Source organism: Pseudomonas sp. NFACC37-1 (genome assembly GCF_900101575.1).
Classification (GTDB): Bacteria; Pseudomonadota; Gammaproteobacteria; order Pseudomonadales; family Pseudomonadaceae; genus Aquipseudomonas; species Aquipseudomonas fluorescens_AA.
In genome coordinates this window covers 49,922-73,205 of the sequence record NZ_FMUZ01000005.1, presented here as the reverse complement: position 1 = coordinate 73,205, position 23,284 = coordinate 49,922, and the positions used below count along the sequence as shown (strand labels likewise).

Genomic DNA, 23,284 nt, shown 5'->3' with positions numbered 1-23,284 from the left:
GTCGGGTCTTTTATTTTCATACGGTGCCCCGCGAATGTTCAGACCGTTATCGATCTTTATCGGCACGCGCTATACCCGCGCCAAGCGCCGCAATCGCTTTGTTTCGTTCATCTCCATGACCTCGATGATCGGCCTCGCCCTGGGTGTGCTGGCGATGATCGTGGTGCTGTCGGTGATGAACGGCTTCCAGCGCGAAATGAGCTCGCGCATCCTCGGCATGGTGCCCCACGCCACGATCGTCGGTGTGAACCCGATCGACGACTGGCAGCCGGTGGCCGCCGCGGCGCTGAAGAATCCTGAAGTGATCGCCGCCGTGCCGTTTACCGAGATGGAAGGCATGCTCAGTCATAAAGGTTCGATGCAGCCGATCCAGATCAGCGGCATCGATCCGGCCCAGGAAGGCAAGGTGTCCATTGTTGCCCAGCATATCGTCCAGGGGCGTCTCGATGCCTTGAAGCCGGGCGAATACGGTGTGGTCATCGGCGAGATCACGGCCCGGCGTTTCCGTTTGAATGTAGGTGACAAACTGACGTTGATCGTGCCGGAAGTCAGCACCGCGCCGGGGGGCATCACGCCGCGGATGCAGCGCTTGAACGTCGTGGGTGTGTTCAAGGTCGGCGCCGAACTGGACGGCTCCATGGCCCTGATCCACCTGGCCGACGCCGCGCAGATGCAGCATTGGCAGCCGAACCAGGTGCAGAGCGTGCGCCTGGCAGTGAAAGACTTGTACGCAGCGCCGAAGGTCTCCGGTGACATCGCCACCGGCCTTGGCGCGGACTACAAGGCTGACGACTGGACTCATACCCAGGGCAGCCTGTTCAGCGCCATGAAAATGGAAAAAACCATGATTGGCTTGCTGTTGCTGATGATCGTCGCGGTGGCGGCGTTCAACATCATCGCCACGCTGATCATGGTGGTGAACGACAAGGGCGCGGACATCGCGATCCTGAGGACCATCGGCGCCACGCCGCGGCAGATCATGGCGATCTTCATGGTCCAGGGCACGGTGATTGGTGTCGTCGGCACGCTCATCGGTGGCGTGCTGGGGGTGATCGCGGCGTTGAACGTCAGTGCGCTGGTGGGCTGGCTGGAACGGGTCAGCGGCCAGCACATCTTCAGTTCCGATGTGTATTTCGTCAGCAACCTGCCGTCGGAGCTGCAGCGTGGCGACGTCGTGCTGATCTGCTCCGCCGGGTTCATCCTGAGCTTCCTTGCCACCGTGTACCCGGCGTGGCGTGCGGCGAAGATCGAACCGGCGCAGGCGTTGCGGTATTCCTGATCACTCAGGGATGGCCGCGAGACCCTTGTGGCGAGGGGATTTATCCCCGCTGGGCTGCGAAGCAGCCCTAAGCCCTGATAGCTCGGTACATCAGGCCGATTGAATTGACTGACTTGGGGCCACTTCGTGGCCCAGCGGGGATAAATCCCCTCGCCACAGGGTTTTGTGTCAGGGCTGGCCTGCCTTCGGCAATTCGATCAGGAACCGCGTCCAGCCATCGGCCGATTCACAACGGATCTGCCCACCATGGGCGCGGATGATCGAGCGGGTGATGGCCAGTCCAAGCCCCGCGTGTTCGCTGCTGCCTTCCTGGCGGGCCGGGTCGGCGCGGTAGAAGCGGTCGAACAGGCGCGGCAGCAAGTCCGCTGGAACCCCCTCGCCACTGTTCTCCACGCTGACCCTCACGCCTTGAGTCCCATCGACCATTCGCACCCGCACTTCGCCGTCGACGGGGGTGAAGCGCAGGGCGTTGTCCAGCAGGTTGGAGAGCGCCCGGCGCAACATGTTGCGGTCACCTTCGATACGGCCGTCGCCCTCGCGTCCCAAACGGACCTTGGCGTCTTCGGCCAGGGGGGCGAAAAATTCCAGCAGCACGTCCACTTCCTCGCCCAACTGCAGCGGTTCGCGATTGAGCGCCAGCAGGCCATGGTCGGCCTTGGCCAAGTACAGCATGTCGTTGACCAACTGCGCCATCCATTGCAGTTCTTCGAGATTGCTGTGCAACGCCTCGCGGTAATCCTCCAGGGGGCGTTCGCGCGTGAGGGTGACCTGGGTGTGGGTCAGCAGGTTCGACAGCGGCGTGCGCAACTCATGGGCGATGTCGGCAGAGAACGCCGAGAGCCGCTGAAACGCATCATCGAGGCGTCCGAGCATGGCGTTGATACTGTGGGCCAATTCCGCCAGTTCGGCGGGCATTTGCTCTTCGGGCAGTCGGGCGTTGAGGGAACGGGCCGAGACGTTGCCGGCGATGGCGCCCATGCGTCGCAATGGCCGCAGGGCCCGCCGGGCGGCCCAGGCACCGAGCAGGGCGGTGGCCAGGGCCGAAAGGCCGACGGTCAGCCAGATCAGCCTTTGCATGCGTTGCAAGAAGTGCTGGTGGTGGGTGATGTCCAGCAACAGGGTCAGTTGCGGTGAATCGGCTCGGTCGGGATACAGCGGTGCATTCAACACCCGGTAATCGTTGTCGGCATCGCTGAGGGTCGACAGGCCGGGCCGCTCCGGCAACTGAGCCGGAATCCGGATCGAACTGTCGTACCAACGCACGCCATCGCTGCCTTTGATGCGCAGCGCCAGGTCGGCCTGACGGCTCAGCTCATCTTCCAGTCGGCGCTGGGTCTGTTCGGCGTTAAGGTCTTGCAGGGCGCGGCGCAGGCCGATCAGCTTGCCTTCGAGCAGTTGCTGGTCCAGCTCGATGAAGTGTGCCTCGCTGCCACGGCTGAACAGCACGCCGGCAAACAACGACACCACGGCGGTGCAGGCGGCGAACAGCAGCGCCAGGCGGCTGCTCAGCGACCACCGGCCCCTCACAGGCTGCGCTCTTCAAGCACATACCCCATGCCCCGCACGGTGTGGATGAGCTTATTGGGGAACTCATCGTCGATCTTGATGCGCAGGCGCCGGATGGCGACTTCGATGACGTTGGTGTCGCTGTCGAAGTTCATGTCCCAGACCTGGGACGCGATCAGCGATTTGGGCAGCACTTCACCCTGGCGGCGCAGGAGCATTTCCAACAAAGCGAACTCCTTGGCGGTGAGGTCGATGCGTCGACCGCTGCGTTCGACGCGACGGCGGATCAGGTCCAGGCGCAAGTCGGCCAGTTGCAGGCTGGTTTCCTGTTGCGTCGAACTGCCTCGGCGCAACAGGCTGCGCACCCGCGCCAGCAACTCGGAAAAAGCAAAGGGCTTGACCAGGTAATCATCGGCCCCCAGTTCCAGGCCGTGGACCCGATCCTGTACCGCGTCCCGCGCGGTGAGGAACAGCACCGGGGTATCCAGGCCAGCCCCGCGGACGGCTTGCAGGATCTGCCAGCCATCGCGGCCGGGCAACATCACGTCGAGGATCAGCAAGGCGTACTCACCGCTCAAGGCCAGTTGCTGGCCGGTGATGCCGTCGGCCACCAGGTCGGTGTTGAATCCGGCTTCGCCCAGGCCTTGGCGCAGGTATTGGCCGGTTTTGGTTTGGTCTTCGACGATCAGCAGTTTCATGGGCGGCTCAAGACAGGGTTGGGACGAGGGCGTTATACCGTGGCAGGCGGGCTGGTGGCGCAACCTGACAAAGTTGTAATCGAGCTGTCAGCCGATTGGCAGGGCTGCAGCGATAGAGTTTCCCACACGCTGAATCCGATTGGAGTATGGACATGTTGATGGGAAACCGCTTGATTCTGGCTGCTTGTGCACTGGGCCTCAGTGCGCCGCTGTGGGCATCGCCCGGTCATTTCGATTTTGGCCAGCCCGCGCCGGCGGCCAAGGCCAGTCGCAGCATTGACGTGGTGATGGGCGACATGACGTTCGATCCCGGCGCCCTTGATATCAAGGCCGGCGAGACGGTTCGGTTCGTGCTGATCAATAAAGGCCAGTTGCTCCACGAGTTCAACCTGGGCAGCGCGGCCATGCACGCCGACCATCAACAGGAAATGCTCAAGATGCAGCAGAGCGGCCAGTTGATGCCAACCGCGATGAAGCCGGGGATGGATCATGCCGCCATGGGCCACGACCAGGCGAGCATGCGCCACGATGACCCCAACAGCGTGTTGGTGGAGCCGGGCCAGACCGCCGAGCTGACCTGGACCTTCAGCAAGGCCACGCGCCTGGAGTTTGCCTGCAATATTCCCGGCCACTACCAGGCTGGGATGAAGGGCGACCTGACAGTCAGTCAGTAAGCACTCAAAGGCTGCGGCAAAGGCTGATAGAATCCGCTGATTCTTCAGTCAGGTTTCCGTCATGCATCCCGCAGCCGAACATTCGCCGCTGGGCAAATCCAGCGAATACATCGCCACGTACACGCCGTCACTGCTGTTCCCGATCCCGCGCACCGCGAAATGGGCGGAACTGGGCCTGACGGCCGAGACCCTGCCGTACAAGGGCGTGGATTTCTGGAACTGTTTCGAGCTGTCGTGGCTGTTGCCGTCCGGCAAGCCGGTGGTGGCCATTGGTGAGTTCGCGATCCCGGCGGATTCGCCAAATATCATCGAATCCAAATCCTTCAAGTTGTACCTCAACTCCTTGAACCAGACCCCGTTCGCCGACACCGCGAGCCTGGAAGCCACCCTGCGCCAGGACCTGTCGGCCGCGGCCGGCAAGGCGGTGGGGGTGCGCATCCGCAGCCTCAAGGACGTGGAGCGTGAAGGCATCGTGGCGCTGCCCGGTACCTGCATCGACGATCTGGACATCAGCGTCGACTCCTACGCGCACCCGCGCCCGGAGCTGCTGCGCTGCGATGCTTCACGCATCGTCGAGCAAAGCCTGCACAGCCACCTGCTCAAATCCAACTGCCCGGTGACCAGCCAGCCAGACTGGGGCAGCGTGGCGGTGGAATATCGCGGCGCTGCCCTGGACCCGGCCAGCCTGCTGGCCTACATCGTCAGCTTCCGCCAGCATTCCGATTTCCATGAGCAATGCGTGGAACGAATCTTTCTCGACCTGCAGCGCTTGCTCAAACCGGAGAAATTGACGGTGTATGCGCGGTATGTACGGCGTGGTGGGCTGGATATCAATCCGTATCGCAGTACTGAAGACGTTCAACTGCCGAACCACCGCCTGGTCCGTCAGTAAACTTATCTTGTGGAGGTGAGCTCTTGTGGGAGCGAGCTTGCTCGCGATGAGGGCAGCACATCCAAGATTGAGGTTGGCTGATACACCGCTATCGCGAGCAAGCTCGCTCCCACAGAGGATGCATTGCAGGCACATGAAACTAAAAAGCCCTGCTATATAGCAGGGCTTTTTGCATGCGAAGGGTTCAGATCCCCATGTTGCCCAAGGCTTGCACGATGTTGCGCAAGGTCCCGGCCAGCGTGGGGTGCTCCAGCTCGAAGCGTTCGACAGCCAGGTTCACATTGTCAGCGAGGTTGGTGTCCTGTGTTTGGGTTTCCAGTTCAAGCTCAAATTCGATCTGTTCCATCAGCGCCTGCAGGTCGGCGCGTTCGGCTTCGGACAGGGGTGGATTCTGGTCCAATTGCTCGCGCAGTGTGTTGAGCTGGTCTTGCAATTCGCGGGCAGGCATTGGCGTACTCCCTTTATTGATAGGCACAGCCATGGACCGCGACGCTGCGTCAAAAGTCCATGGCCTGCCTTAAGAGTAATCCACACTCGCGCGCCCTGCATGATCCCGGTCAGGGCTTCTCGCCTTTAATGCGGCGCAGGCAGATATCGGCCAGGCACGTGTCGAGTTCGCCCAAATGATCGATCACTGAATGTACCCCGAGGCCGAACAATTGCACGGTGGCCTTGGCACGTTTGGTTTCCCGCGCCTGTTGGCTCAATGCCTGCCACTCGGCGGGCGCCAGGCCACACAAAGAACCGCAGGATGCCAGTCCGATCGTCCATAAGCCTGCGTTGAGTCCTGACTGCAACAACCGTGGTTCGCCGCTGACCAACACGCAGCCGTCCAACTGCTGGACGTTCAGCGCCATCAGCGCTTGCCAGCAGGCATGTGGCGCTGGCCATGGATAATTTGTTGCAGGAAGTTGCGGCGCTTTGATGGACGTGGGCAATGAAGCCGCCAGGCTATGGCTGATGGCGGGAGGCAATTCGTCCAGCCAGGCGCAGGGGATATTCAGATGTTGCAAGCGTTGCAGGCTTTCCAAGGCACCGGGTGTCGGCTGGGCGTGATCCCCTGGCGCTGCCCCTGGCTGACGAATGCGCGCTCCGAAATCCACCAGGCATCCGCTGAGGCCAAACAGTACGGCGGTCAGGCTGGGGGCGGGGAGGGGCAGGGCTTCGGCGCGGGGCATGGGAACGTCCTTGAAATAACCAGCAGCCTAATGGGCTCCGATGACAGTCCGGTGACAGTGAGGTGAAGGGTACCAGTCGCGGAAAAGTCCTACGGCCCGGGTGTTTTTCGGTGCTGCCTATCCACGCGTTCCGTCTTATACTAGCCAGCTTACCGCCTGGGCTCGGCGCCCTTGCCTGAATAATCCAAGGAGTTTTTCCCTATGCGCTGGAGCCATCGTCTAGCTCAGCTGTGTCTTTCCGCTTGTGTCCTGCTGGTTCCGTTCGCCACTCAGGCCGCGACGGAAGACGATCCTTGGGAAAGCATCAACCGTCCAATCTTCACCTTCAACGACACCGTCGATACCTATGCGCTCAAGCCACTGGCCCAGGGTTATCAATACGTGACGCCGCAGTTCCTCGAAGACGGCATCCACAACATGTTCCGTAACATCGGCGACGTCGGCAACCTGGCCAACAACGTGCTGCAGGCCAAGCCGGCCGCCGCCGGGGTCGACACCGCCCGGTTGATCTTCAACACCACCTTCGGCCTGCTGGGCTTCTTTGACGTGGGCACCCAGATGGGCCTGCAGCGCAGCGATGAAGATTTCGGCCAGACCCTTGGCTACTGGGGCCTGGGCAGTGGTCCGTATGTGATGCTGCCGCTGCTGGGGCCAAGCACCCTGCGTGACGCGCCGGCCAAGCTGGTCGATGACTACACCGCTCCTTATCGTTATATCGATAACGTCTCGGTGCGTAACTCCATTCACGGCCTGAACATCGTCGATACCCGCGCCAGCCTGTTGTCGGCCGAGAAGATGGTGAGTGGCGACAAATACGTCTTCATCCGCAATGCCTACCTGCAGAACCGCGAATTCAAAGTCAAGGACGGTCAGGTCGAAGACGATTTTTGATTTCGATTTGTAAAAGCACAGAAGGCGGCCCAAAAGGCCGCCTTCTGTGCTTTGGCATCGTGTTTGAGCGGGTTTGATCCTTCCATTGAGTTACGCTTCGCTCGGTTCTTATAACTCTCTGTGCTTTGACAAATAAAGACGGCAAGCGGCTATCTGCATGAGCTTGAAACGCCCCGCGGATGGGAGTACCGTCTGCGCCTTAGAAGGGCACCTCTGATGTAAGGGCGTGTAGGGCAAAGGCCTGAAGCCGGTACGACAGAGAGGCTAGAAAGCGAATCCAGTAGTGCGTGCCAGGCCAGACCGCCCAGCCCGCTACGCCAACCTAATTCTGGCGCCGTTTGCCCACATGCCAAAAACCAGTGCCACGCTGCTGATAATCGATGATGACGAAGTGGTGCGAGCCAGTCTCGCAGCCTACTTGGAAGACAGTGGTTTCAGCGTCCTGCAGGCCAGCAATGGCCAACAGGGTCTTCAGGTATTCGAGCAAGACAAGCCCGACCTGGTCATCTGCGACCTGCGCATGCCGCAGATGGGCGGACTCGAACTCATTCGCCAGGTGACCGAGCTTTCCTCGCAGACCCCGGTGATCGTGGTGTCGGGCGCGGGCGTGATGAACGACGCGGTCGAGGCGTTGCGCCTGGGCGCGGCGGATTATCTAATCAAGCCCCTTGAAGACCTCGCGGTGCTCGAGCACTCGGTGCGCCGGGCCTTGGACCGTTCGCGCCTGTTGGTGGAAAACCAGCGCTACCGCGAGAAGCTGGAAACCGCCAATCGCGAGCTGGAAGCCAGCCTGAACCTGTTGCAGGAAGACCAGAACGCCGGGCGCCAGGTGCAGATGAACATGCTGCCGGTCAGCCCCTGGACTGTCGACGATTTCCGTTTTGCCCACCAGATCATCCCGTCGTTGTACCTGTCGGGCGATTTCGTGGACTATTTCCGCGTCGATGAGCGGCGAGTGGCGTTCTACCTGGCGGATGTTTCCGGCCATGGTGCGTCCTCGGCCTTCGTGACGGTGCTGTTGAAGTTCATGACCACGCGGCTGCTGTTCGAATCCAAGCGCAACGGCACGCTGCCAGAGTTCAAGCCGTCTGAAGTCCTTGGGCATATCAACCGAGGCCTGATCAGTTGTAAGCTGGGCAAACACGTCACAATGGTCGGTGGAGTCATCGACGAGGAGACGGGTTTGTTGACCTATAGCATCGGCGGTCACCTGCCGTTGCCTGTGTTGTATACGCCAGACAGTGTTCGTTACCTGGAAGGGCGTGGTTTGCCGGTGGGCCTGTTCAACGAGGCCACCTACGAAGACCACGTACTGGAATTGCCACCGACATTCAGCCTGACGCTGATGTCTGATGGCATTTTGGACCTTTTGACAGAACCTACACTCAAAGAGAAAGAAGCGGCCTTGCCTGAACGGGTGAGCGCAGCGGGCGGCAGCCTGGAAGGCTTGCGTCAAGTGTTTGGATTAGCCACGCTCGGGGAGATGCCGGATGATATCGCCCTGTTAGTGTTGAGCAGGAACCTTTGATGAGTACCGGTAGAATCCAGTTCGCCGAGCAGGACGGCACCTTCGTCCTGAAGTTTGTCGGTGAAGTGCGCCTGACCCTGTGTTCGGCGCTGGATGCGACTATTGAGCGGATCTTCACCGCGCTGAACTTCAGCGCCATCGTGATCGACCTGACCGAAACCCGCAGCATTGACAGCACCACATTGGGCCTGTTGGCCAAACTGTCGATCCTGTCGCGGCAAAAGGTCGGCCTGCTGCCGACCGTCGTCACCACCCACAACGACATCACCCGTCTGCTGCAATCGATGGGCTTCGACCAGGTGTTCAACATCGTGGGCGACCCTGTGCCGTGTCCGGAATGCCTGGACGACCTGCCTGACCAGGATCAGTCCGAAGAGGAAGTGCGGATCAAGGTGCTTGAAGCCCACAAGATCCTCATGGGGCTCAACGATTCCAATCGTGAAGCGTTCCATGACCTGGTGAATGCGCTGGAGCGGCCTTGAGCCTTGGGTTTTGTGTAGGCTGCACCGGCTTTATCGCGAGCAAGCTCGCTCCCACAGGTTTTATGACGTTCTGACATCCCTTGTGGGAGCGAGCTTGCTCGCGATGGCCGCCACATCGCTTAAGCCAAGCAAGCCGCATAAAAAAGGGCGAACCCAACCAGGTTCGCCCTTTTTGCATGCCGGCTGAATCAGCTCAAAGCTTGGCTTGCAGCAACGCCTCCAGCTTCTCCTGGTCCCGGGCAAACTGACGAATACCTTCGGCCAGTTTCTCGGTCGCCATGGCGTCCTCGTTGGACAACCAGCGGAACTGCGCTTCGTCGAGGATCAAGCGTGCCTCCCCGGCTTGCCCTGGCGCCAGCTTGCGCTCCAGCTTGCCTTCGTCGGCGGCGAGTTTTTCCAGCAGGTCCGGGCTCACGGTCAAGCGGTCGCACCCGGCCAGTTGCTCGATCTGGTTGAGGTTGCGGAAGCTCGCGCCCATGACCACGGTCTTGTAGTCGTTGGCCTTGTAGTAGTTGTAGATGCGCGTCACCGACTGCACGCCCGGATCATCCGCGCCGGTGTAGTCGTTGCCATTGGCTTTCTTGTACCAGTCGTAGATACGGCCCACGAACGGCGAAATCAGGAACACCCCGGCATCGGCACAGGCTGCGGCCTGGGCGAAGGAGAACAGCAGGGTCAGGTTGCACTGGATGCCTTCACGCTCCAGCTGCTCGGCGGCGCGAATACCTTCCCAGGTGGAAGCGATCTTGATCAGCACGCGCTCGCGGCCAATGCCGGCCTTTTCGTACAGGTCGACCAGACGATGCGCACGCTTCAACATGGCCTCGGTGTCGAACGACAGGCGCGCGTCCACTTCAGTGGAAATACGCCCCGGGATCACTTTCAGGATTTCTTGCCCGACCGCTACGGCAAAACGATCGCTGGCCAGGCCCACATCGCCCTTGCAGTCCGCCACGCAGGCGTTCAGTTGCTCGGCATAGCCCTGAATGGCCGACGCCTTGAGCAGCAGGGAAGGGTTGGTGGTGGCGTCCACGGGTTTGACGCGGGCGATGGCCTCGAAGTCGCCGGTATCGGCCACGACGGTGGTGAATTGTTTGAGTTGTTCCAGCTTGGAAGTCATGAGCGTGCTCTGTCCTATGGGTCCGTTGACATTACCCGAGGGCCGGCAGCCGCTCAAGGGCGTGAAGAGGTATCGACGGCCCCAGCGGCAACAACCTGAAAACGGCTGTTTGAAAGGCCGGGGCGGTATCGGTAGATACGATGCCAAAACAGCGTGCAGGTTCAAAGCAAGTGACGGTTAACGCCCTTCCAGCAGTTGCCCTGCCTGATCCAGCAACGCCAACGGATCCTTGGTTTTGTGGATGTCCACCGACAACAACTGCCGAAACCGCCGCGCCCCCGGAAACCCGGTGCCCAGCCCCAACACATGACGGGTGATGTGATGCATCGCCCCGCCAGCGGCCAGGTGATCGGCGATGTAGGGCCGCAACTGCGCCAGCGCCTCGGCCCGGGTGATAACCGGCGCCGTGCTGCCGAACAGCTGCTGATCCACTTCGGCCAGCAGATACGGGTTGTGATAGGCCTCGCGCCCCAGCATCACGCCGTCGAAGGTCTGTAGATGCTCGTGGCACGCCTCCAGCGTCTTGATCCCACCGTTGAGCACAATCTCCAACTCCGGAAAATCCGCCTTCAACCGCGCGGCCACGTCATAACGCAGCGGCGGTATGTCGCGATTCTCCTTCGGCGACAACCCTTCCAGAATCGCAATCCGCGCATGCACGGTGAAACTTGTGCAACCGGCCTCACGCACCGTCCCGACGAATTCACACAATTGCTCGTAACTGTCCCGCCCATTGATCCCGATGCGGTGCTTGACCGTCACTGGAATCGACACCGCATCGCGCATCGCCTTCACACAATCGGCCACCAAATCCGGATGCCCCATCAGGCAAGCGCCGATCATGTTGTTCTGCACCCGGTCGCTGGGGCAGCCGACGTTGAGGTTCACCTCGTCGTAACCGTGCTCCTGGGCCATACGGGCGCAGGCGGCCAGGTCGGCAGGCACGCTGCCACCCAGTTGCAGGGCCAGGGGATGTTCGGATGGGTGATGGCGCAGGAAGCGTTCGTGATCACCGTTGAGCAGCGCGCCGGTGGTGACCATTTCGGTGTAGAGCAGGGCGTGTTTGGAGAGGATGCGTAGGAAGAAGCGGCAGTGGGCGTCGGTCCAGTCCATCATGGGGGCCACACTGAAGCGGCGGGAAGGCTCAGATCGCGTATTCTCTAGCTTTGAGCCTGTTTTTGCAGTGTTTGTATTCAACGTGTTTCGTACCGATTTTCGGGGGTTTTGGGGCGTTTTTACCAATCGGTTGGTACAATGTACCAACCGAATCAGAACGTGTACCAATTCTCATGGCAACGATCAGATCACGCAAAAAGGCCGACGGCACCATCAGCTACACAGCTCAGATCCGCATCAACCGCGACAAGGTGACAGTCTACCAAGAGAGCCAGACCTTCGCCCGGAAACAGGCGGCGCAAGCTTGGGCACGCAAACGTGAGTCCGAACTGGATGAACCTGGTGCGATTGAGCGGGCGAACCGCAAAAGCGCCACGCTCAAAGAAATGATTGACCAGTACCTGGTCGAGGTTGAGAAAGCCCGGCCGCTGGGCAAAACCAAACGCGCAACCCTTACGGCCATCGGCGAAACGTACCTGGGCAAGCTGGCCGATACCCAGATCAATACCCAATGCCTGGTCGATTACGCGCTATGGCGGATGAGCCCTGAAGGTGGGGGCGTCCAGGCGCAGACCGCTGGCAACGACCTGGCGCACCTCGGTGCAGTGCTTTCCATCGGCAAGGACGCTTGGGGTTATCAGCTTGACCCGATGGCGATGGGTGGCGCACGGCGCGTACTGCGCAAGCTCGGCTACAACCTGAAAAGTCGCGAGCGTGACCGTCGCCCCACTCTGGATGAGCTGGGTAAGCTCATGAAGCATTACCAGGATATGCAGGCCCGGCGCCGAAGCATCATCAACATGATGAAAGTTGTGGGCTTTGCCCTGTTCTCGACGCGCCGTCTCGACGAAATCACCCGGATTCGCTGGGACGACGTCGACGAGCCCGGCCAGCGCGTGTTGGTTCGCGACATGAAGAACCCAGGCCAGAAGATTGGCAACGATGTGTGGTGCTACCTGCCCGACGAGGCCTGGAAGATCCTCCAAACCATGCCTCGAGCCGGCGAGGATATTTTCCCGTACAGCCCGGAATCAATCTCCACATCCTGGGCGAAGGCCTGCAAACTCCTAGAAATCAAGGATCTGCACTTCCATGACCTCCGTCACGAAGGTGTAAGCCGTCTGTTCGAAATGGACTGGGATATCCCCCGGGTGGCGAGCGTTTCGGGGCATCGGGACTGGAATTCGTTGAGGCGCTACACACACCTACGTGGCAAAGGTGACCGCTACATAGGGTGGGAATGGCACGAAGAGATATTGAGGGCGCCCGTCCAACTGGGCGCCGCATCAATGAAGTGGCTTAAAAGGCGTGTTTTAACCCGTTGAGCTGGCTGTTCTCTTTAACCGCGGCTGCGCGCTGTAGATCGAGGTAAGCAGCCAGGTCGGTGATATGAATCCCCTTGGCCGACTTCTGGCTGCGTTCCAAGCGGGTGATGGGGATCTTGATTTGCCCGCTCATCACCTTGCGTTGGAACATGTCAGGCGTCAGGTGCGTGAAGTAGTCCCGGCAAACCTGCTCCAGCGAAATAATCGCCTGGCCGTCGTACTGGGCCATCAGGATAAAAGCTGTGTTCATGATGTCCCTCACATCCGAAACGATTGATGAATGAATGTCGGCCGGGCGGCACGTCCTGCAGGTTGTGCGCTGTCGGTTTGGATCTCGCAAACAAAACGATGTCGTTCACGGTTCGGTGCGCTCAACGCTTGAGTAAGCCCTGGCACCGCGCCGAGGCATTGCTCATAAGCGTCTGGCCCGTCCCAGCGTTGAGCTGGTAGCACCTGGCAATCCGTTCGGGTTGCGTCCGCACACAGGTAGAGCAGAAGGAAAACGCTCATACACTGGCCTCCGCCTGAGCCACACTCAACGCAACCGCCACCGGCCGCACCCAAATCGACACATTGCTCAACATGAACGTTTCGCCAGTCTCGGCGAGCAGCAGCGTCATGCCGAACACATCGGCCATCGCCTTCGACGCTGCTCGTGGGACCGCGTTGCCGATGCGCTCACGGTGGAGACCGTCATTAACGCCATCCAGTTGGAAGAACCGTGCCTGCTCGATCTTGCGAACACGCTGCATCCGTTGGATTTCATTTGCGGTCTGCGGATCGGTTGACCAATGGTCCTCCGGATCAAACAGCGATTGTAGCGCGGCCAGCTCCAGCGTGGTGAAGGGTCGGTGCCAGGTGCCGTCGAGGCTGGTGATCATGCAGGTCAGCCTGTCGTTAGGCGCCGGCATACGCCAGTCAGCGACCGACCACCGACCGTTGTCATGGCAGGCACTGGCGGAAACGGCACCGGCCGGATCCTTCCAATCGACCACTCCATAATGCCCGCCGGTCAAGTAGGCATCGCCCTTTGTGCGCGACATGCCCGGGCGTGGATCGGCGATGGACAAGGCGCCGCTGGCAACCTGTTGAGAGCCGGTCACGGTCTTAGCGTTTTCGTCCCAAGGTGTGATGCGCAGTTTTTGCGTGCTGGCCCCGGCGTGCCAGTTCTTGTACGCAGGATCTGCCACGGCAAAGGCACCTTGCCCTGTCGTGCTGCCAGCGATGACGGTACCGGCCGGCTTGTTGTAGTCGGTCACCAGGTACTTGCCGAAACCCTTGGAAGGTTGCCGTGGGTCGGCCACGGCCTGCCCACCAGAACTGGGACCATGTCCTGCGGTGACAGTGCCGGCGGCTTGGTCGTTGCGCACCACGCGGTACACGTTGTTGTGCCGCTCGCCGCTCATGCGCGGGTCTGCAACGCTGAACGTCCCTTGCCCTGGGCTTCGCTGCCCCGTGACTACACCACAGTGCCGGTCATAGGGCAGCACACCGTACTGGGTGTATTCGAATTTGCTAGCCGGCCGAGGGTCGGCGACCGAAAATTTTCCATTGGTAGGGCTCGACCGGCCAGCCACGGTGCCGGTGGTGTCCCGCCAATCATGCACACCGAGATAACCGGCGCGGTACTCCGGCACGATTACAAAATCACGCAGGTGACCGTCCTCGATCGCAAACCGGCTTAAGCTGCGCCAATCCTTTCCAGCCTCAACCAGGGCCAGGCGGACCCATGTCTTCCACTGCAACGCCGGCACCCGATGCATCGGCCCAGCCTGCTCCACGTCACCTGCCAGTGGCATGCGGCTCAGCACGTCGCCCACGGCCCGCAGGCTTCGTTTTTCCGGCTCGTACAGGAATGCCGGTACCTTTTCGACGTGCCGGGCGACCAACAGAAAGCGCTTGCGGCTTTGAGCCAATCCGCCAATTTCGCCACAGTCATGGGTGGTCTCGGCCACGGCGTATCCGTAGTGGCGCAGCAGCTTGTTGATCTGGTCCAGCAAATGTCGCCCACGAGTTGCCAGGCGCGGTACGTTTTCGAACACGATCAGCGAAACGGGGTTGTGCTTCCAGGCCTCGCACATCAGCCAGACACAACGCAGGGTCAGCTCATTGAGCGCCTGATATTTCGGCGTCTGACTCATGGTTTCCGATAGCAAACCGGATGCACCCTTACAAGGGCTGCTGATGAACACGGCGTCAGGGTCTTCATTGCCGGCGGCGCGGCGAAGATCCTCGGCAGTAGCCTCCTTCCAACCGGCGGGTGGCTCCTCCCCATGGAAGGCGATGTACTGCTGCCGGGTGAACAAGTCCATCAGCGTGCCAGGTACGCCCGTCATCATCTGGAAGTCACGCAACCCGGCCGGATCAACGTCAACGCCTCCCAGGCAGCGCCATTCGGCTTGGACGGGGCCAAGGGTGGGCTTGGAGTCGCTGAAGCCAGCGGCACCGCTGCCAAGGCCGCAGCAGAGGTGGAAATGGGTGAAGGTGCGCTTAAGCATCGTAGCGCCCTCCCAACAAGGCTTTGGTGAGTGCATTGGGTTCGCCTTCACGGCTGAGCTTGTTGAGCGGCTGCAAACTCCGGCCGTGGCGTGATTCCACCAGCGCGACCTGGTCTTCAATCGCCATGATTGTGCCCTTGCGCACGCTGAATTCGACACTGCGCGCCATGGTCCTGGCGACAACAAAGGAAACATCGTCGCCGACTTTCAAAGGGTTCGTGCTAGCCTCTACGGCGCTGCTGCTTGGGGTCTGTGCTTGCATGGTGCTGCTCCTTGGTGGTGGTAGGTGTCGGGGAGTTGCCGCTCCTCGACACCGTCTTTTCAGGCCGTTCTGGCCTGGTCTTGCTTGATGATCGCTATGACTTCGTCCCGGTCTTTCGCATAAGCGAAAGGCAGGTCGGCGCCTGGGCGAGTGATGGGGTACCGCGCTTCAGGCAACCGGCACTCGGCCACGGTGTAGCCGCTGTCGGTAATCCAGCAGTTCTGCTGCACTTGCCCGTCTCTATTGCGTTTCGGCGCCCACTTCATGCCCAAGCCCTGATCAGTTCTGCCCATATGGCGTCGCCGTTGGGGAAGTACGTGTGCACCTCTTGTTCCGGTGAGAAATCCAGTTGCAGCACGGCCAGGCAGTCGTCGAACAACGCAGTGTCGAGGCCGCGTAGGCTGGTCAGCACAAACGGGTAGTCGTGGCCGTTGTAGAGCCCGAGCAGGAAACGGCCGACAACGGCGCTCTGGCCTGTACCGCGCTGGGCGACAGGGACCAGGCGGTTCAGTGCCTCGATACCGGCCTTGCGGATGGAGGGGCGCTTTGCTTCGAACTCTTGCAACTGCTGAAACCAGTTTGTGTGCTGTTTTTGCGCTGACGTATTCATGCGGGTTCTCCTTTCGAAGACCGAATCAATAAGGAATGGTGTTGAGGAAAGCGATGTCGTGAATCAGCTTCCTGGTATCCAGTCGCAAGGCGTCATTGATCGATAGCAAGTTGCAGAGCAGGTCAAGCAGGACCAGCATTTGCGAGCAGTTGAGGGCTGTACGCGCGCTCAGGGCGGGGCCGTACTTTTCGAGCAGTTCTTTCTGATATGCGGGCCCGTAGTAGCGAATGTTGTTTGAGATCCACGCTTCCCGCTCTTTTACCTCCAGTCCGAAAGCGCTCACCTGGATCAAGTCGACATCGCTGATCGCGTCGGGTCGGATTCTGGTTGGTTGGGCGTCACTGGCTGAAAGGTCGACCATAATCATTCGGCTGCTGAGGGCATCGCTGCACTCCAGCGGCTGATTTGCGGTAATCACGATTGCGCCTTCGAACGTCACTTCTTCGCTCAGTCCCTCTCCTGTGCGCGTGATGATGCTGCCGGAGCTGTAGAGCGGCTTCAGTTCGTCCCAATCGATGGACTGCTCTGTCCCGTCTTGATTTTCGCAAACGACTATCCGCTTCCCTGCACCTGCAAATATTCGGGAGCGCCCAGCTGGGCTGGCGTGAGTCAGCGAATTGCTCCAAGGCGCCTGCCCGTTCAGCTTTTGTAGGTAATCCAGCAAAAGAGTCTTGCCGCTGCCGGCGGCGCCGACGATATGCAGGAACGGAAAGCTGTACTGGTCCTGGCGGATTCGGGCGGCATGTGCGGCCCCCAACCACCAGGCCATAGCCACCACTCCTCGAACGCCAAAGTAGGCGACAAAATCGTTGAAGCGAATGGCGGATTTAAGTTCGTTTTGCATGGTGTTGCTCCTGTTGTTGCTGTGGTTAAACGCCCTGGAATACCCAGCAGCGAATGGTTTTCGGTTTGTCGAAAGCGTCCAGCAAGCGCGCCGAGTTAACGGGCTTGTTCGACTCCAGAAATTTTGGTGACTTGCTGGTCTTGAGCAGGCGTTTCAGGTCGCTGAGCGCGGGCACCTGCTGCCGCTTGTTGGCCGCCATCTCTACGAACTCGTTGAGGTTCACGGCGATCAGGCCATCCCGACGCGCATGGTTGAGTGCGCCTTTCTCGTCCAGGCCATTGAGGAATTCGTACAGGTCCCAAAACTCGCGCACGGTCGGGTGGTCGGCGTTGATTGCCTGCTGCCGCTCCAAGGCCATGCGGCTGACCTCGGCGTGCGCCAAAGCCTTGCGGTGTTCGCCCAGGGGCACTACTTCTGCCAACGCATCCACCAGGCTGCGCAGTTGGGCGTGGTTCTTGGCGATACGGACGGTGCGGATTCCAGGTTGGGCCAGCAACTCCTGCTCGTAGCGGGAGGTGTTTTGCTCCATCAGGCGCATGGTGTTGGCTTCGCGTTGCAGCGCTTTCACCAGGAAGCCGCTGATGCTTTCCATCGGCATGCGTTCCAGTTGCTCGGCGAACTGCTTGGTCTCCGGGGTGTGGTGCTCCCGAGTCAGGTGGACATGGCAGAGTCGCTGCAGGATGGGTTCCGAGGCATTCACCGGGTTGTTCTGCGCGATCAGCAGCGCGGCGCGGAACGGCGGCTCATGAGTGTCGTTACCGTTGTTTTTCACACCCGTGGAGCGAACGCTACGGCCGTTGTAGGCGGTTTTCAGTTCGTCCCAGTCGAAGTGCTTAACCGGCTGGCCTTCCTTTTGCTCGCGCTCCGACTCGATGAGCACCACCGGCAAATTGCTGACCTGAGAGAAGTTGCGCGCACGGCTCGCGGCGGTCGCTTTGGACGGGTCGAAACCTTCGTAATCAGTCCGGCCGACCAGTTTCCATAGCAGCTCGACCAGGGTTGTCTTGCCCGATCCGGCTTCGCCCACCAGTTCCAAGAACATCAGCGACTTGTGAATCTGGCGTATCTGCTCGGCGTGCAAGGCACCCAGCCACCAGGCCAGCACCACCAGCCCCTGAACGCCAAAGCAGCGCCAGTAGATGTCGAACCAACCTTCGTTGTAGGCGTTGAGGTCGGTGTTGATATGCAGAACTGGCGACTGGCTCTGCGACTTGATGCTCAGCTTGCCGAGGTCAAAGAAGTCCTCGTTGTTGCGCGTCTGTACCTTTCCGCCGAAGAACGCCAGGTCGTTGAAGACATAGGCGCCATGTTCACGGCTGTAGCCAATCCATTCGATTGTGTTGACGGTTTTCAGGCAATCGAGCTGAGGCGCCAGGATCCGTTTCAGTTGCTGGGCGCTGCCCTCGAACATTGCGCCATTGGAGACATTGAGCAGGCGATTCGCGAATTCAGGTGCAGAGGTGAGCTGCTTGGCCGTGAAGGTACTTTTGATGGCAGCCCCTTGAGGGCGCTCGATGCGGAAGTAGTACCAGGCCTCATCGGTCAGGTCATTGCGCATGTAATACAGCGCCTGGAAATTGCAGTTGGCGATGCTGGTCACTGAGCCCGATTGACGCAACGCCTTGTAGCGGCGCTGTTCGTCGCTGAGCAACTGGTCCTCATGACGCTCAGAACTCTCCAGATCGCCCATGGCGCGGTCGTATCTCTCAAGGTCAAGCCGAAACCAGTACAGGCGCTTGCGGAACGAAAAGTGGAACTCCTTGCGCTCGTCACGCAGGTAAATGAGAAAGCCCTTTTCCTCAGCCGAGTCAGCCAGCAGCAGGTCGCCGTGATGGCGAGCTTCGTCGAGGTCTTGAGCGATCTGTTCGGCGCGTTTGTCATCGTCCTCTATCGACTTCCACCGGTGGTGCAGGTCGTTCCAGTCAACTTTTTTGCCGTTGGGCTGAGGGATTACTGCTGCCTTGCAGGTGAAGCCCAGGTCGCGGGCTTCCTTCGCCCAGCGGCGCATGTTGGCCTTGGCGATTGGCTCGTTATCCAATGCCCACACCAGGGTAGGCAGGCGCTTACCGGCATCGTGGCGCAGCTTGATCAACGCTTTGAGAGAGTCAGTCGGGCAGGGGGCGCTGGACATCATCGACACTGCCGCGATGCGGTTGTGAAATAGCGCGATAGCGTCGAAGATGCCCTCGACGATCAACAGCTCTTCGACTTCCAGTAAGTCCACGCTTGGCGGGCACCACCACACCCCTTTGTAACTCTCCCTGCCATCACCGGCCGGCCGAAAGCGTGCTTTCATCTTGCCAAACCGGTCGGGACGGTCGATCAAACGCTCCCAATAACCCCCTTTCTCCAGGGCGAAGCGCACAGTGGCACTGCCGATATTGAGGTCGCTGTTCCAGTAGTGCTCTTGGGTGAACCAGCCGGCGATGAGCTCGAACTTGAAGCCGCGGGCGAACTCCAGATAGGCACGTGCAGTGGCAAGCGGGTTATCCGGTGTAGACGGGGCGGTCTTGCTCCAGTCATTGAACAAATCGTCATAAACGTCCTTGACGTGAATGCGGTGGCCGCACTTTTCTGGCCGTCCGCAAATCAACATCCAGGGCGCATCGTAGAAGGTGTACAGCGTCTTCTGGCCGCAACCTGGCGCAGGGCAGACGCCCTTGCGCATGTAGTTGGTGCCGCGCATGTGCTGGAGCTGGTAGTCCCGCTCAATACGCCGGATAACTTCGGCTCGCAGCCTTTCTTGCATTTCCATCGGGGCTTACTTCGCTTCGGCAAGACTGTGTTTAAGGGCGCCAATCAGGCGTTTTTGCGCGGCCATTACCGGGAAGGCCGCGAGCAACGAGCCATGCCGTAAACCCTCGGGGATCATGCGAAAGCGGTCGTCGTACCAATGCTCGTTAAACTGCTGGGCGTATTGGTTCCGTAGCGCTTGGAGCAGCGCTTCGGCCTCTTCGCGGGGCAGTTTTGCGGTGATGGCGACGTCGATTTCCATGGTCCACCTCGGATTTCGGGCAAAGCTCACCCAAACCCACGGGAAGCGGGGTAGGGCGGATTGTTTAAAAGGGGGTTACTGAGGTTGTTGCTTCAGCGCGGCATCGCGCTGGGCCAGCATCGTCTGTGGTAGCAACCTTGCCGGGACCGGGTAGCGAAGGTCCGCCCGGGTGTCGATCAAATGGACGACGGTGCTGCCTGGGCTGGAGCCCCAGTCCACGCCGATCCACTTTCGCTGGTTGATGATCTGCAATTCAGTCCAGGCGTTGTGCACCAGTTGCTGTGCCATGAAAACTGGTACTTCCAATGCGGTGGTCATGTGCCGAACGCAGTTTTCATACAGTAGGTCTGAATCCACCAGGTGCTGCGCTTCGTGCCGTTCTAGGTAGGCGAATGCGGCACGTTGCATGCTGCTGCGGTAATCGTGGTCAAGCTGTTCATGGTTCATTGCGCACACTCCATTTCCATTTGGTCGAGCAGGTCGGGTTGATCGTTGGCGGACTTCATCGCGGCGCGGCGCAGGGCGATGTCGGCGATAGGGAGCTTCACGGAGGGGTTCGCCATGCCGCTGGGGCTCATTTCATGCGTCATTTCGAACTCGGCCCGCACCGACCAGCCGCAAGCTTCGTTGGTGCATTGCAGGTAGGCCACCCGCAGGAAAATGTGCGTGCCTTCGCTGGTGCGGATACGCATGCGGCCGAGGCAGTGAGGGCAGACCAGCTTGTAAGTGCTCAATGCTTGCGCTCCTTGCTGTGTAGCTGGATGGCGGCCAGCACTTCGGAATGGCGCGCAGCCATGTAGCGATTGTGAGCGCCGAGAATGGCCGCAGCTTCGCCTGGCTCAACTACTCCGTCCTCCAGTGCCTTCGCGATGATCTGATCGACGTAACCACGCTTCGCTGCGGCATGTACCGACCGGCTGTACAGGTCGATGTTGTCCAGCGTCTCGGGTTTAGCGAGCGGCACGAACATGCCGCCGTACATGGCGGCGATGTATTCAGGCAGGTGGGTTGTGCCGGAGTCTTGCTCGAGCAGGTGTATCTGCTCATCGCTCAGGGGGCGGCTGCCGGCATTCTCGTAAACATGATTGTCGAATTTCTTGAGTTCATAGCCGAGTCGGGCAGCGGCGCACTCGCGCCCGCCGGGGTAAGCGCAAATGACTGCGCTCATGACTTGGCGCCTGGTCGCTAGTATTGGGCGTTTCATCTTCTGGTTTCTCCCTGGTGCCATCGCCCCTACAGTCATTTCATACAGCCTTGCATTCTGTTTGCTCGTTGGAATCCGCCAGGATTCCGGGCAGAACTTCTTTGCCTATCACCTTGGAGAGGTCACGCAGAATGCGGAACGACAACCGCCCCCGAGGCAGCGTGTCGTGACCGGCCCAGCGCTGAACTACCTGGGTCACCGTGCGAGGCTCGTAGCCGTGACTGATTGCGAACTGGCGGAAATTGCTGCCGTTCTCGATCAGTCGCGCCTGGATTTGGCGCTTTTCCATGGCTTGGCTCATGGTTGATGTGTTCCTAGTTGGTTAAGATGTACCTGTTTGTTCGCAGTATACGCACCAAAACGAGTGCGTCAACCGGGTTATATGAAAAAATGAGTATATCCGAGCGTCTTCGCAGCGTTCTTGATGTCAAAGACCTGTCCATAAAACAGGCTGCCGAAATGGTTGGCATCCCCTACAGAACGCTCCAGAACTACCTTCTGGACGAGAGAGAGCCCAACGCAAAGGCGATGTCGGCCTTGCGTACTCATTTGGGTATAAGTGTGGACTGGTTGTTGACCGGTGAAGGTCCCATGTTCCATGGCTCTGTGGGCGAGGTAGCCCAGGCTCAGCCTGCAAACAAACAGGAGGAGGCCATCCTTGAACTGTTTCGCTCGCTTGGGGAGGCGGGCAAGCGGGAGATACAAAGCGCTGCTGAAGAGAAGAAACGCTTAATGGATGTCGAGCAGCGCCTCAAGGATTTGACTGAAGCCCTTGCCGATACCAAACGGCCAGCATAATCTGTACCCATTAAGAAAGGATCAGCCAGTGCAGGACGCCGGTGATCCACCCGCTTCGGCCCGTGCTTGAGGCGGGCGAGAAGTCATCGGAGCCGCGCTAGTCAGCAGAGGGATTTGAGACATGCAAAGCAATAGTCGTTTCCGCAGTTGCCGTGAGCTTCTTAAAACCGCAGGTAAGTCGCGGAGCCTATCTGGCAGCGCGTGTTCTCACTTTCTAAACAGTTACGGCTTACAGTTACACATATTTCATGTAGATATGTGCTTAGTTTGTGCTGTCAATAAGTCTAAAATTCACTCTTGAGATATATGAGGCGTTAATGCTAAATCCTCTTTCCTATATTGATGCGCTTCAGGTTCGAGATGTCTCATTTAAGAGTGTAAGGAATGCTTTAAAAAATCACGATCTACCTGTTTCGACTGGATGGCAGCAGACTGTCGCAAAAATTATTCCGGAACTTAAGAAAAAAGATACGAAGGACGCTTGTGCCGCCTCGCTTGTTTTGATTCATAATGAGATGACACTTTATTGTGATAAAGTTGTCAAGATCTATGAGGTGGATGCAGGACTTATCAATCTTCTAATTGGTGCGATGAGTAAGGGCTTTGTTGATAAGGGTAGCGTATACACGAAAGGTTTTCCCTTTCCTCTAGCGCTTGATGAGCTTTTAAAGGCCCCATTAGATATCATCTGTGCCGCCCAGTGGGATGAAAAAGATCGCTCCAATTTTATGATGTGTTCGAAGCAGTACATCACTGAGCGAGAAGAGCTTCCTGGCGATTCTCTTGATGATGACGCGACAAAAGATTTTGGGGTGTTTGACGAATTAATAGGTATTCGTCGTAGGCCAATACAACTGTACGATGTGGTGAGCCTTCTGCCTGATGAGGGTTTGATAGAGATCAGGCTAGATGGAGTAAAGAAATTCAATGCTGACGATATAAGTCGTCGTATGCGTAGAATTGAACAGCTGGTTTCTCAATTTGCTGCGAAAAATATTGGCACGCCTGATATTCTTGGTACCAAGTTGAATTTTTATCCTGCCATTAAAAAGCTTTATGATACTAATGATGGAGTGGTTGGAGAGCTAGGGCATGTCACGGACGCAGCTGGTATTTATCGTGAAAAGATGAGGCACAAGAGTCGAGACGTGCGATTGGATCCTTACCACCATGGTGGCACAGTTGCTGTAGTTGATCTAAATGCGTATTCCATATCAAAACATTGGCCTTCACCTGCGGGGAATGGAGAGCCGGAGATTTCTATTCCTGCACACTTTTCAATAGCGAGTGACAAAAATCCAGTGATTGATATTTTGCATGTGCTAAACTGCACCTCTCAGGAAGACTACGATTTTGTGTTAGATAAAGTTCTATAAGAGCTTAT

At 59.0% G+C, this 23,284-nt stretch carries 27 protein-coding genes; 9 read left to right on the top strand and 18 right to left on the bottom strand.

Annotated features, from left to right (window positions below):
* The first annotated feature begins 34 nt into the window (after positions 1 to 34).
* The gene (locus BLP82_RS08215; RefSeq protein WP_092166575.1) at positions 35 to 1,279 is read left to right on the top strand and encodes a lipoprotein-releasing ABC transporter permease subunit; all 1,245 of its coding nucleotides are present in this window, start codon (positions 35 to 37) and stop codon (positions 1,277 to 1,279) included.
* 168 nt (positions 1,280 to 1,447) lie between these two features.
* Here the strand turns inward: BLP82_RS08215 and BLP82_RS08210 are convergent, their stop codons facing one another.
* Both BLP82_RS08210 and BLP82_RS08205 read right to left on the bottom strand, forming a co-directional pair.
* The gene (locus tag BLP82_RS08210) at positions 1,448 to 2,806 is read right to left on the bottom strand and encodes a heavy metal sensor histidine kinase (protein ID WP_092166574.1); all 1,359 of its coding nucleotides are present in this window, start codon (positions 2,804 to 2,806) and stop codon (positions 1,448 to 1,450) included.
* A complete protein-coding gene (locus BLP82_RS08205) occupies positions 2,803 to 3,483 on the bottom strand; it encodes a heavy metal response regulator transcription factor (RefSeq protein WP_092166573.1) in 681 nt (226 codons plus the stop codon). Before BLP82_RS08205 ends, BLP82_RS08210 begins: the two co-directional genes overlap by 4 nt.
* Before the next feature lie 152 nt (positions 3,484 to 3,635).
* On the opposite strand from BLP82_RS08205, the gene BLP82_RS08200 reads away from it, so the two are divergent.
* Positions 3,636 to 4,157 carry a copper-resistant cuproprotein CopI gene (locus BLP82_RS08200; protein WP_092166572.1) on the top strand — a complete coding sequence of 174 codons (522 nt, stop codon included), beginning with the start codon at positions 3,636 to 3,638 and terminating at the stop codon, positions 4,155 to 4,157.
* A 61-nt stretch (positions 4,158 to 4,218) separates the two neighbouring features.
* Positions 4,219 to 5,049, top strand: a complete 831-nt coding sequence (gene queF, locus BLP82_RS08195; protein WP_013692631.1) for an NADPH-dependent 7-cyano-7-deazaguanine reductase QueF — start codon at positions 4,219 to 4,221, stop codon at positions 5,047 to 5,049.
* Positions 5,050 to 5,233: 184 nt separating this feature from the next.
* On the opposite strand, the gene BLP82_RS08190 is transcribed toward queF, so the two are convergent.
* On the bottom strand, positions 5,234 to 5,497 hold the full coding sequence (locus BLP82_RS08190; protein ID WP_060738392.1) for a DUF4404 family protein: 264 nt from the start codon (positions 5,495 to 5,497) through the stop codon (positions 5,234 to 5,236).
* A gap of 109 nt (positions 5,498 to 5,606) precedes the next feature.
* Positions 5,607 to 6,227 (bottom strand): HAD superfamily inactivated hydrolase PcrP, encoded by a 621-nt coding sequence (locus BLP82_RS08185; RefSeq protein WP_092166571.1) that lies wholly within the window; start codon positions 6,225 to 6,227, stop codon positions 5,607 to 5,609.
* A gap of 201 nt (positions 6,228 to 6,428) precedes the next feature.
* Between BLP82_RS08185 and BLP82_RS08180 the strand changes: the two genes are divergently transcribed.
* The 3 genes from BLP82_RS08180 to rssC all read left to right on the top strand — a co-directional run bounded on the left by BLP82_RS08180 (position 6,429) and on the right by rssC (position 9,128).
* The gene (locus BLP82_RS08180) at positions 6,429 to 7,118 is read left to right on the top strand and encodes an MlaA family lipoprotein (RefSeq protein WP_092166570.1); all 690 of its coding nucleotides are present in this window, start codon (positions 6,429 to 6,431) and stop codon (positions 7,116 to 7,118) included.
* 346 nt (positions 7,119 to 7,464) lie between these two features.
* Positions 7,465 to 8,646 carry a two-component system response regulator RssB gene (gene rssB / locus BLP82_RS08175; RefSeq protein ID WP_060738389.1) on the top strand — a complete coding sequence of 394 codons (1,182 nt, stop codon included), beginning with the start codon at positions 7,465 to 7,467 and terminating at the stop codon, positions 8,644 to 8,646.
* Entirely contained in the window at positions 8,646 to 9,128 is a 483-nt protein-coding gene (gene rssC, locus BLP82_RS08170) for an anti-sigma factor antagonist RssC (RefSeq protein ID WP_025212773.1), read from the top strand. Before rssB ends, rssC begins: the two co-directional genes overlap by 1 nt.
* Before the next feature lie 193 nt (positions 9,129 to 9,321).
* Here the strand turns inward: rssC and tal are convergent, their stop codons facing one another.
* Positions 9,322 to 10,248, bottom strand: coding sequence for a transaldolase (gene tal, locus BLP82_RS08165; RefSeq protein ID WP_092166569.1), 927 nt, complete (start codon positions 10,246 to 10,248; stop codon positions 9,322 to 9,324).
* 177 nt (positions 10,249 to 10,425) lie between these two features.
* Complete coding sequence (gene dusA, locus BLP82_RS08160) at positions 10,426 to 11,445, bottom strand: tRNA dihydrouridine(20/20a) synthase DusA (RefSeq protein ID WP_092166568.1); 1,020 nt, start codon at positions 11,443 to 11,445, stop codon at positions 10,426 to 10,428.
* Between the two features lie 92 nt (positions 11,446 to 11,537).
* Here dusA and BLP82_RS08155 point away from each other — a divergent pair, with 92 nt between their 5' ends.
* Positions 11,538 to 12,689 (top strand): site-specific integrase, encoded by a 1,152-nt coding sequence (locus tag BLP82_RS08155; protein WP_092166566.1) that lies wholly within the window; start codon positions 11,538 to 11,540, stop codon positions 12,687 to 12,689.
* Here the strand turns inward: BLP82_RS08155 and BLP82_RS08150 are convergent.
* From BLP82_RS08150 to BLP82_RS08090, 12 genes are all read right to left on the bottom strand, one after another.
* Positions 12,664 to 12,939, bottom strand: coding sequence for a pyocin activator PrtN family protein (locus tag BLP82_RS08150; RefSeq protein ID WP_024778225.1), 276 nt, complete (start codon positions 12,937 to 12,939; stop codon positions 12,664 to 12,666). The genes BLP82_RS08155 and BLP82_RS08150 overlap by 26 nt on opposite strands.
* 256 nt (positions 12,940 to 13,195) lie before the next feature.
* Positions 13,196 to 15,187: a DNA cytosine methyltransferase gene (locus BLP82_RS08140; protein WP_092166563.1), complete on the bottom strand. Its 1,992-nt coding sequence runs from the start codon at positions 15,185 to 15,187 to the stop codon at positions 13,196 to 13,198.
* A complete protein-coding gene (locus BLP82_RS08135) occupies positions 15,180 to 15,449 on the bottom strand; it encodes a hypothetical protein (RefSeq protein ID WP_092166562.1) in 270 nt (89 codons plus the stop codon). The genes BLP82_RS08140 and BLP82_RS08135 overlap by 8 nt, the downstream gene beginning before the upstream one ends.
* Before the next feature lie 59 nt (positions 15,450 to 15,508).
* On the bottom strand, positions 15,509 to 15,715 hold the full coding sequence (locus BLP82_RS08130; RefSeq protein ID WP_092166561.1) for a hypothetical protein: 207 nt from the start codon (positions 15,713 to 15,715) through the stop codon (positions 15,509 to 15,511).
* The gene (locus tag BLP82_RS08125) at positions 15,712 to 16,059 is read right to left on the bottom strand and encodes a DUF7673 family protein (RefSeq protein WP_092166559.1); all 348 of its coding nucleotides are present in this window, start codon (positions 16,057 to 16,059) and stop codon (positions 15,712 to 15,714) included. The genes BLP82_RS08130 and BLP82_RS08125 overlap by 4 nt, the downstream gene beginning before the upstream one ends.
* 25 nt (positions 16,060 to 16,084) lie before the next feature.
* Positions 16,085 to 16,903, bottom strand: coding sequence for a hypothetical protein (locus BLP82_RS08120; protein ID WP_092166558.1), 819 nt, complete (start codon positions 16,901 to 16,903; stop codon positions 16,085 to 16,087).
* Between the two features lie 25 nt (positions 16,904 to 16,928).
* Positions 16,929 to 19,652, bottom strand: coding sequence for a toprim domain-containing protein (locus BLP82_RS08115; RefSeq protein WP_170842286.1), 2,724 nt, complete (start codon positions 19,650 to 19,652; stop codon positions 16,929 to 16,931).
* A gap of 12 nt (positions 19,653 to 19,664) precedes the next feature.
* Positions 19,665 to 19,898: a hypothetical protein gene (locus BLP82_RS08110; protein WP_092166552.1), complete on the bottom strand. Its 234-nt coding sequence runs from the start codon at positions 19,896 to 19,898 to the stop codon at positions 19,665 to 19,667.
* A gap of 75 nt (positions 19,899 to 19,973) precedes the next feature.
* Positions 19,974 to 20,345: a hypothetical protein gene (locus BLP82_RS08105; RefSeq protein ID WP_060738379.1), complete on the bottom strand. Its 372-nt coding sequence runs from the start codon at positions 20,343 to 20,345 to the stop codon at positions 19,974 to 19,976.
* Positions 20,342 to 20,632 carry an Ogr/Delta-like zinc finger protein gene (locus BLP82_RS08100; RefSeq protein ID WP_003183346.1) on the bottom strand — a complete coding sequence of 97 codons (291 nt, stop codon included), beginning with the start codon at positions 20,630 to 20,632 and terminating at the stop codon, positions 20,342 to 20,344. The genes BLP82_RS08105 and BLP82_RS08100 overlap by 4 nt, the downstream gene beginning before the upstream one ends.
* The gene (locus BLP82_RS08095) at positions 20,629 to 21,102 is read right to left on the bottom strand and encodes a YmfL family putative regulatory protein (RefSeq protein WP_092166860.1); all 474 of its coding nucleotides are present in this window, start codon (positions 21,100 to 21,102) and stop codon (positions 20,629 to 20,631) included. The genes BLP82_RS08100 and BLP82_RS08095 overlap by 4 nt, the downstream gene beginning before the upstream one ends.
* A gap of 40 nt (positions 21,103 to 21,142) precedes the next feature.
* On the bottom strand, positions 21,143 to 21,391 hold the full coding sequence (locus tag BLP82_RS08090) for a helix-turn-helix domain-containing protein (protein WP_041021958.1): 249 nt from the start codon (positions 21,389 to 21,391) through the stop codon (positions 21,143 to 21,145).
* A 38-nt stretch (positions 21,392 to 21,429) separates the two neighbouring features.
* Here BLP82_RS08090 and BLP82_RS08085 point away from each other — a divergent pair, with 38 nt between their 5' ends.
* Together BLP82_RS08085 and BLP82_RS08080 are read left to right on the top strand one after the other, a co-directional pair.
* Positions 21,430 to 21,900, top strand: coding sequence for a helix-turn-helix domain-containing protein (locus tag BLP82_RS08085; protein ID WP_092166550.1), 471 nt, complete (start codon positions 21,430 to 21,432; stop codon positions 21,898 to 21,900).
* 317 nt (positions 21,901 to 22,217) lie between these two features.
* The gene (locus tag BLP82_RS08080) at positions 22,218 to 23,276 is read left to right on the top strand and encodes a hypothetical protein (protein ID WP_092166548.1); all 1,059 of its coding nucleotides are present in this window, start codon (positions 22,218 to 22,220) and stop codon (positions 23,274 to 23,276) included.
* Positions 23,277 to 23,284 lie beyond the last annotated feature (8 nt).

Coding starts and splice junctions, on each gene's coding strand:
- BLP82_RS08215 (WP_092166575.1), top strand. CDS start 35: ATGTTCAGACCGTTATCGATCTTTATCGGCACGCGCTATACCCGCGCC.
- BLP82_RS08205 (WP_092166573.1), bottom strand. CDS start 3,483: ATGAAACTGCTGATCGTCGAAGACCAAACCAAAACCGGCCAATACCTG.
- BLP82_RS08200 (WP_092166572.1), top strand. CDS start 3,636: ATGTTGATGGGAAACCGCTTGATTCTGGCTGCTTGTGCACTGGGCCTC.
- queF (WP_013692631.1), top strand. CDS start 4,219: ATGCATCCCGCAGCCGAACATTCGCCGCTGGGCAAATCCAGCGAATAC.
- BLP82_RS08190 (WP_060738392.1), bottom strand. CDS start 5,497: ATGCCTGCCCGCGAATTGCAAGACCAGCTCAACACACTGCGCGAGCAA.
- BLP82_RS08185 (WP_092166571.1), bottom strand. CDS start 6,227: ATGCCCCGCGCCGAAGCCCTGCCCCTCCCCGCCCCCAGCCTGACCGCC.
- BLP82_RS08180 (WP_092166570.1), top strand. CDS start 6,429: ATGCGCTGGAGCCATCGTCTAGCTCAGCTGTGTCTTTCCGCTTGTGTC.
- rssB (WP_060738389.1), top strand. CDS start 7,465: ATGCCAAAAACCAGTGCCACGCTGCTGATAATCGATGATGACGAAGTG.
- rssC (WP_025212773.1), top strand. CDS start 8,646: ATGAGTACCGGTAGAATCCAGTTCGCCGAGCAGGACGGCACCTTCGTC.
- tal (WP_092166569.1), bottom strand. CDS start 10,248: ATGACTTCCAAGCTGGAACAACTCAAACAATTCACCACCGTCGTGGCC.
- BLP82_RS08155 (WP_092166566.1), top strand. CDS start 11,538: ATGGCAACGATCAGATCACGCAAAAAGGCCGACGGCACCATCAGCTAC.
- BLP82_RS08150 (WP_024778225.1), bottom strand. CDS start 12,939: ATGAACACAGCTTTTATCCTGATGGCCCAGTACGACGGCCAGGCGATT.
- BLP82_RS08140 (WP_092166563.1), bottom strand. CDS start 15,187: ATGCTTAAGCGCACCTTCACCCATTTCCACCTCTGCTGCGGCCTTGGC.
- BLP82_RS08135 (WP_092166562.1), bottom strand. CDS start 15,449: ATGCAAGCACAGACCCCAAGCAGCAGCGCCGTAGAGGCTAGCACGAAC.
- BLP82_RS08130 (WP_092166561.1), bottom strand. CDS start 15,715: ATGAAGTGGGCGCCGAAACGCAATAGAGACGGGCAAGTGCAGCAGAAC.
- BLP82_RS08125 (WP_092166559.1), bottom strand. CDS start 16,059: ATGAATACGTCAGCGCAAAAACAGCACACAAACTGGTTTCAGCAGTTG.
- BLP82_RS08120 (WP_092166558.1), bottom strand. CDS start 16,903: ATGCAAAACGAACTTAAATCCGCCATTCGCTTCAACGATTTTGTCGCC.
- BLP82_RS08115 (WP_170842286.1), bottom strand. CDS start 19,652: ATGCAAGAAAGGCTGCGAGCCGAAGTTATCCGGCGTATTGAGCGGGAC.
- BLP82_RS08110 (WP_092166552.1), bottom strand. CDS start 19,898: ATGGAAATCGACGTCGCCATCACCGCAAAACTGCCCCGCGAAGAGGCC.
- BLP82_RS08105 (WP_060738379.1), bottom strand. CDS start 20,345: ATGAACCATGAACAGCTTGACCACGATTACCGCAGCAGCATGCAACGT.
- BLP82_RS08095 (WP_092166860.1), bottom strand. CDS start 21,102: ATGAAACGCCCAATACTAGCGACCAGGCGCCAAGTCATGAGCGCAGTC.
- BLP82_RS08090 (WP_041021958.1), bottom strand. CDS start 21,391: ATGGAAAAGCGCCAAATCCAGGCGCGACTGATCGAGAACGGCAGCAAT.
- BLP82_RS08085 (WP_092166550.1), top strand. CDS start 21,430: ATGTACCTGTTTGTTCGCAGTATACGCACCAAAACGAGTGCGTCAACC.
- BLP82_RS08080 (WP_092166548.1), top strand. CDS start 22,218: ATGCTAAATCCTCTTTCCTATATTGATGCGCTTCAGGTTCGAGATGTC.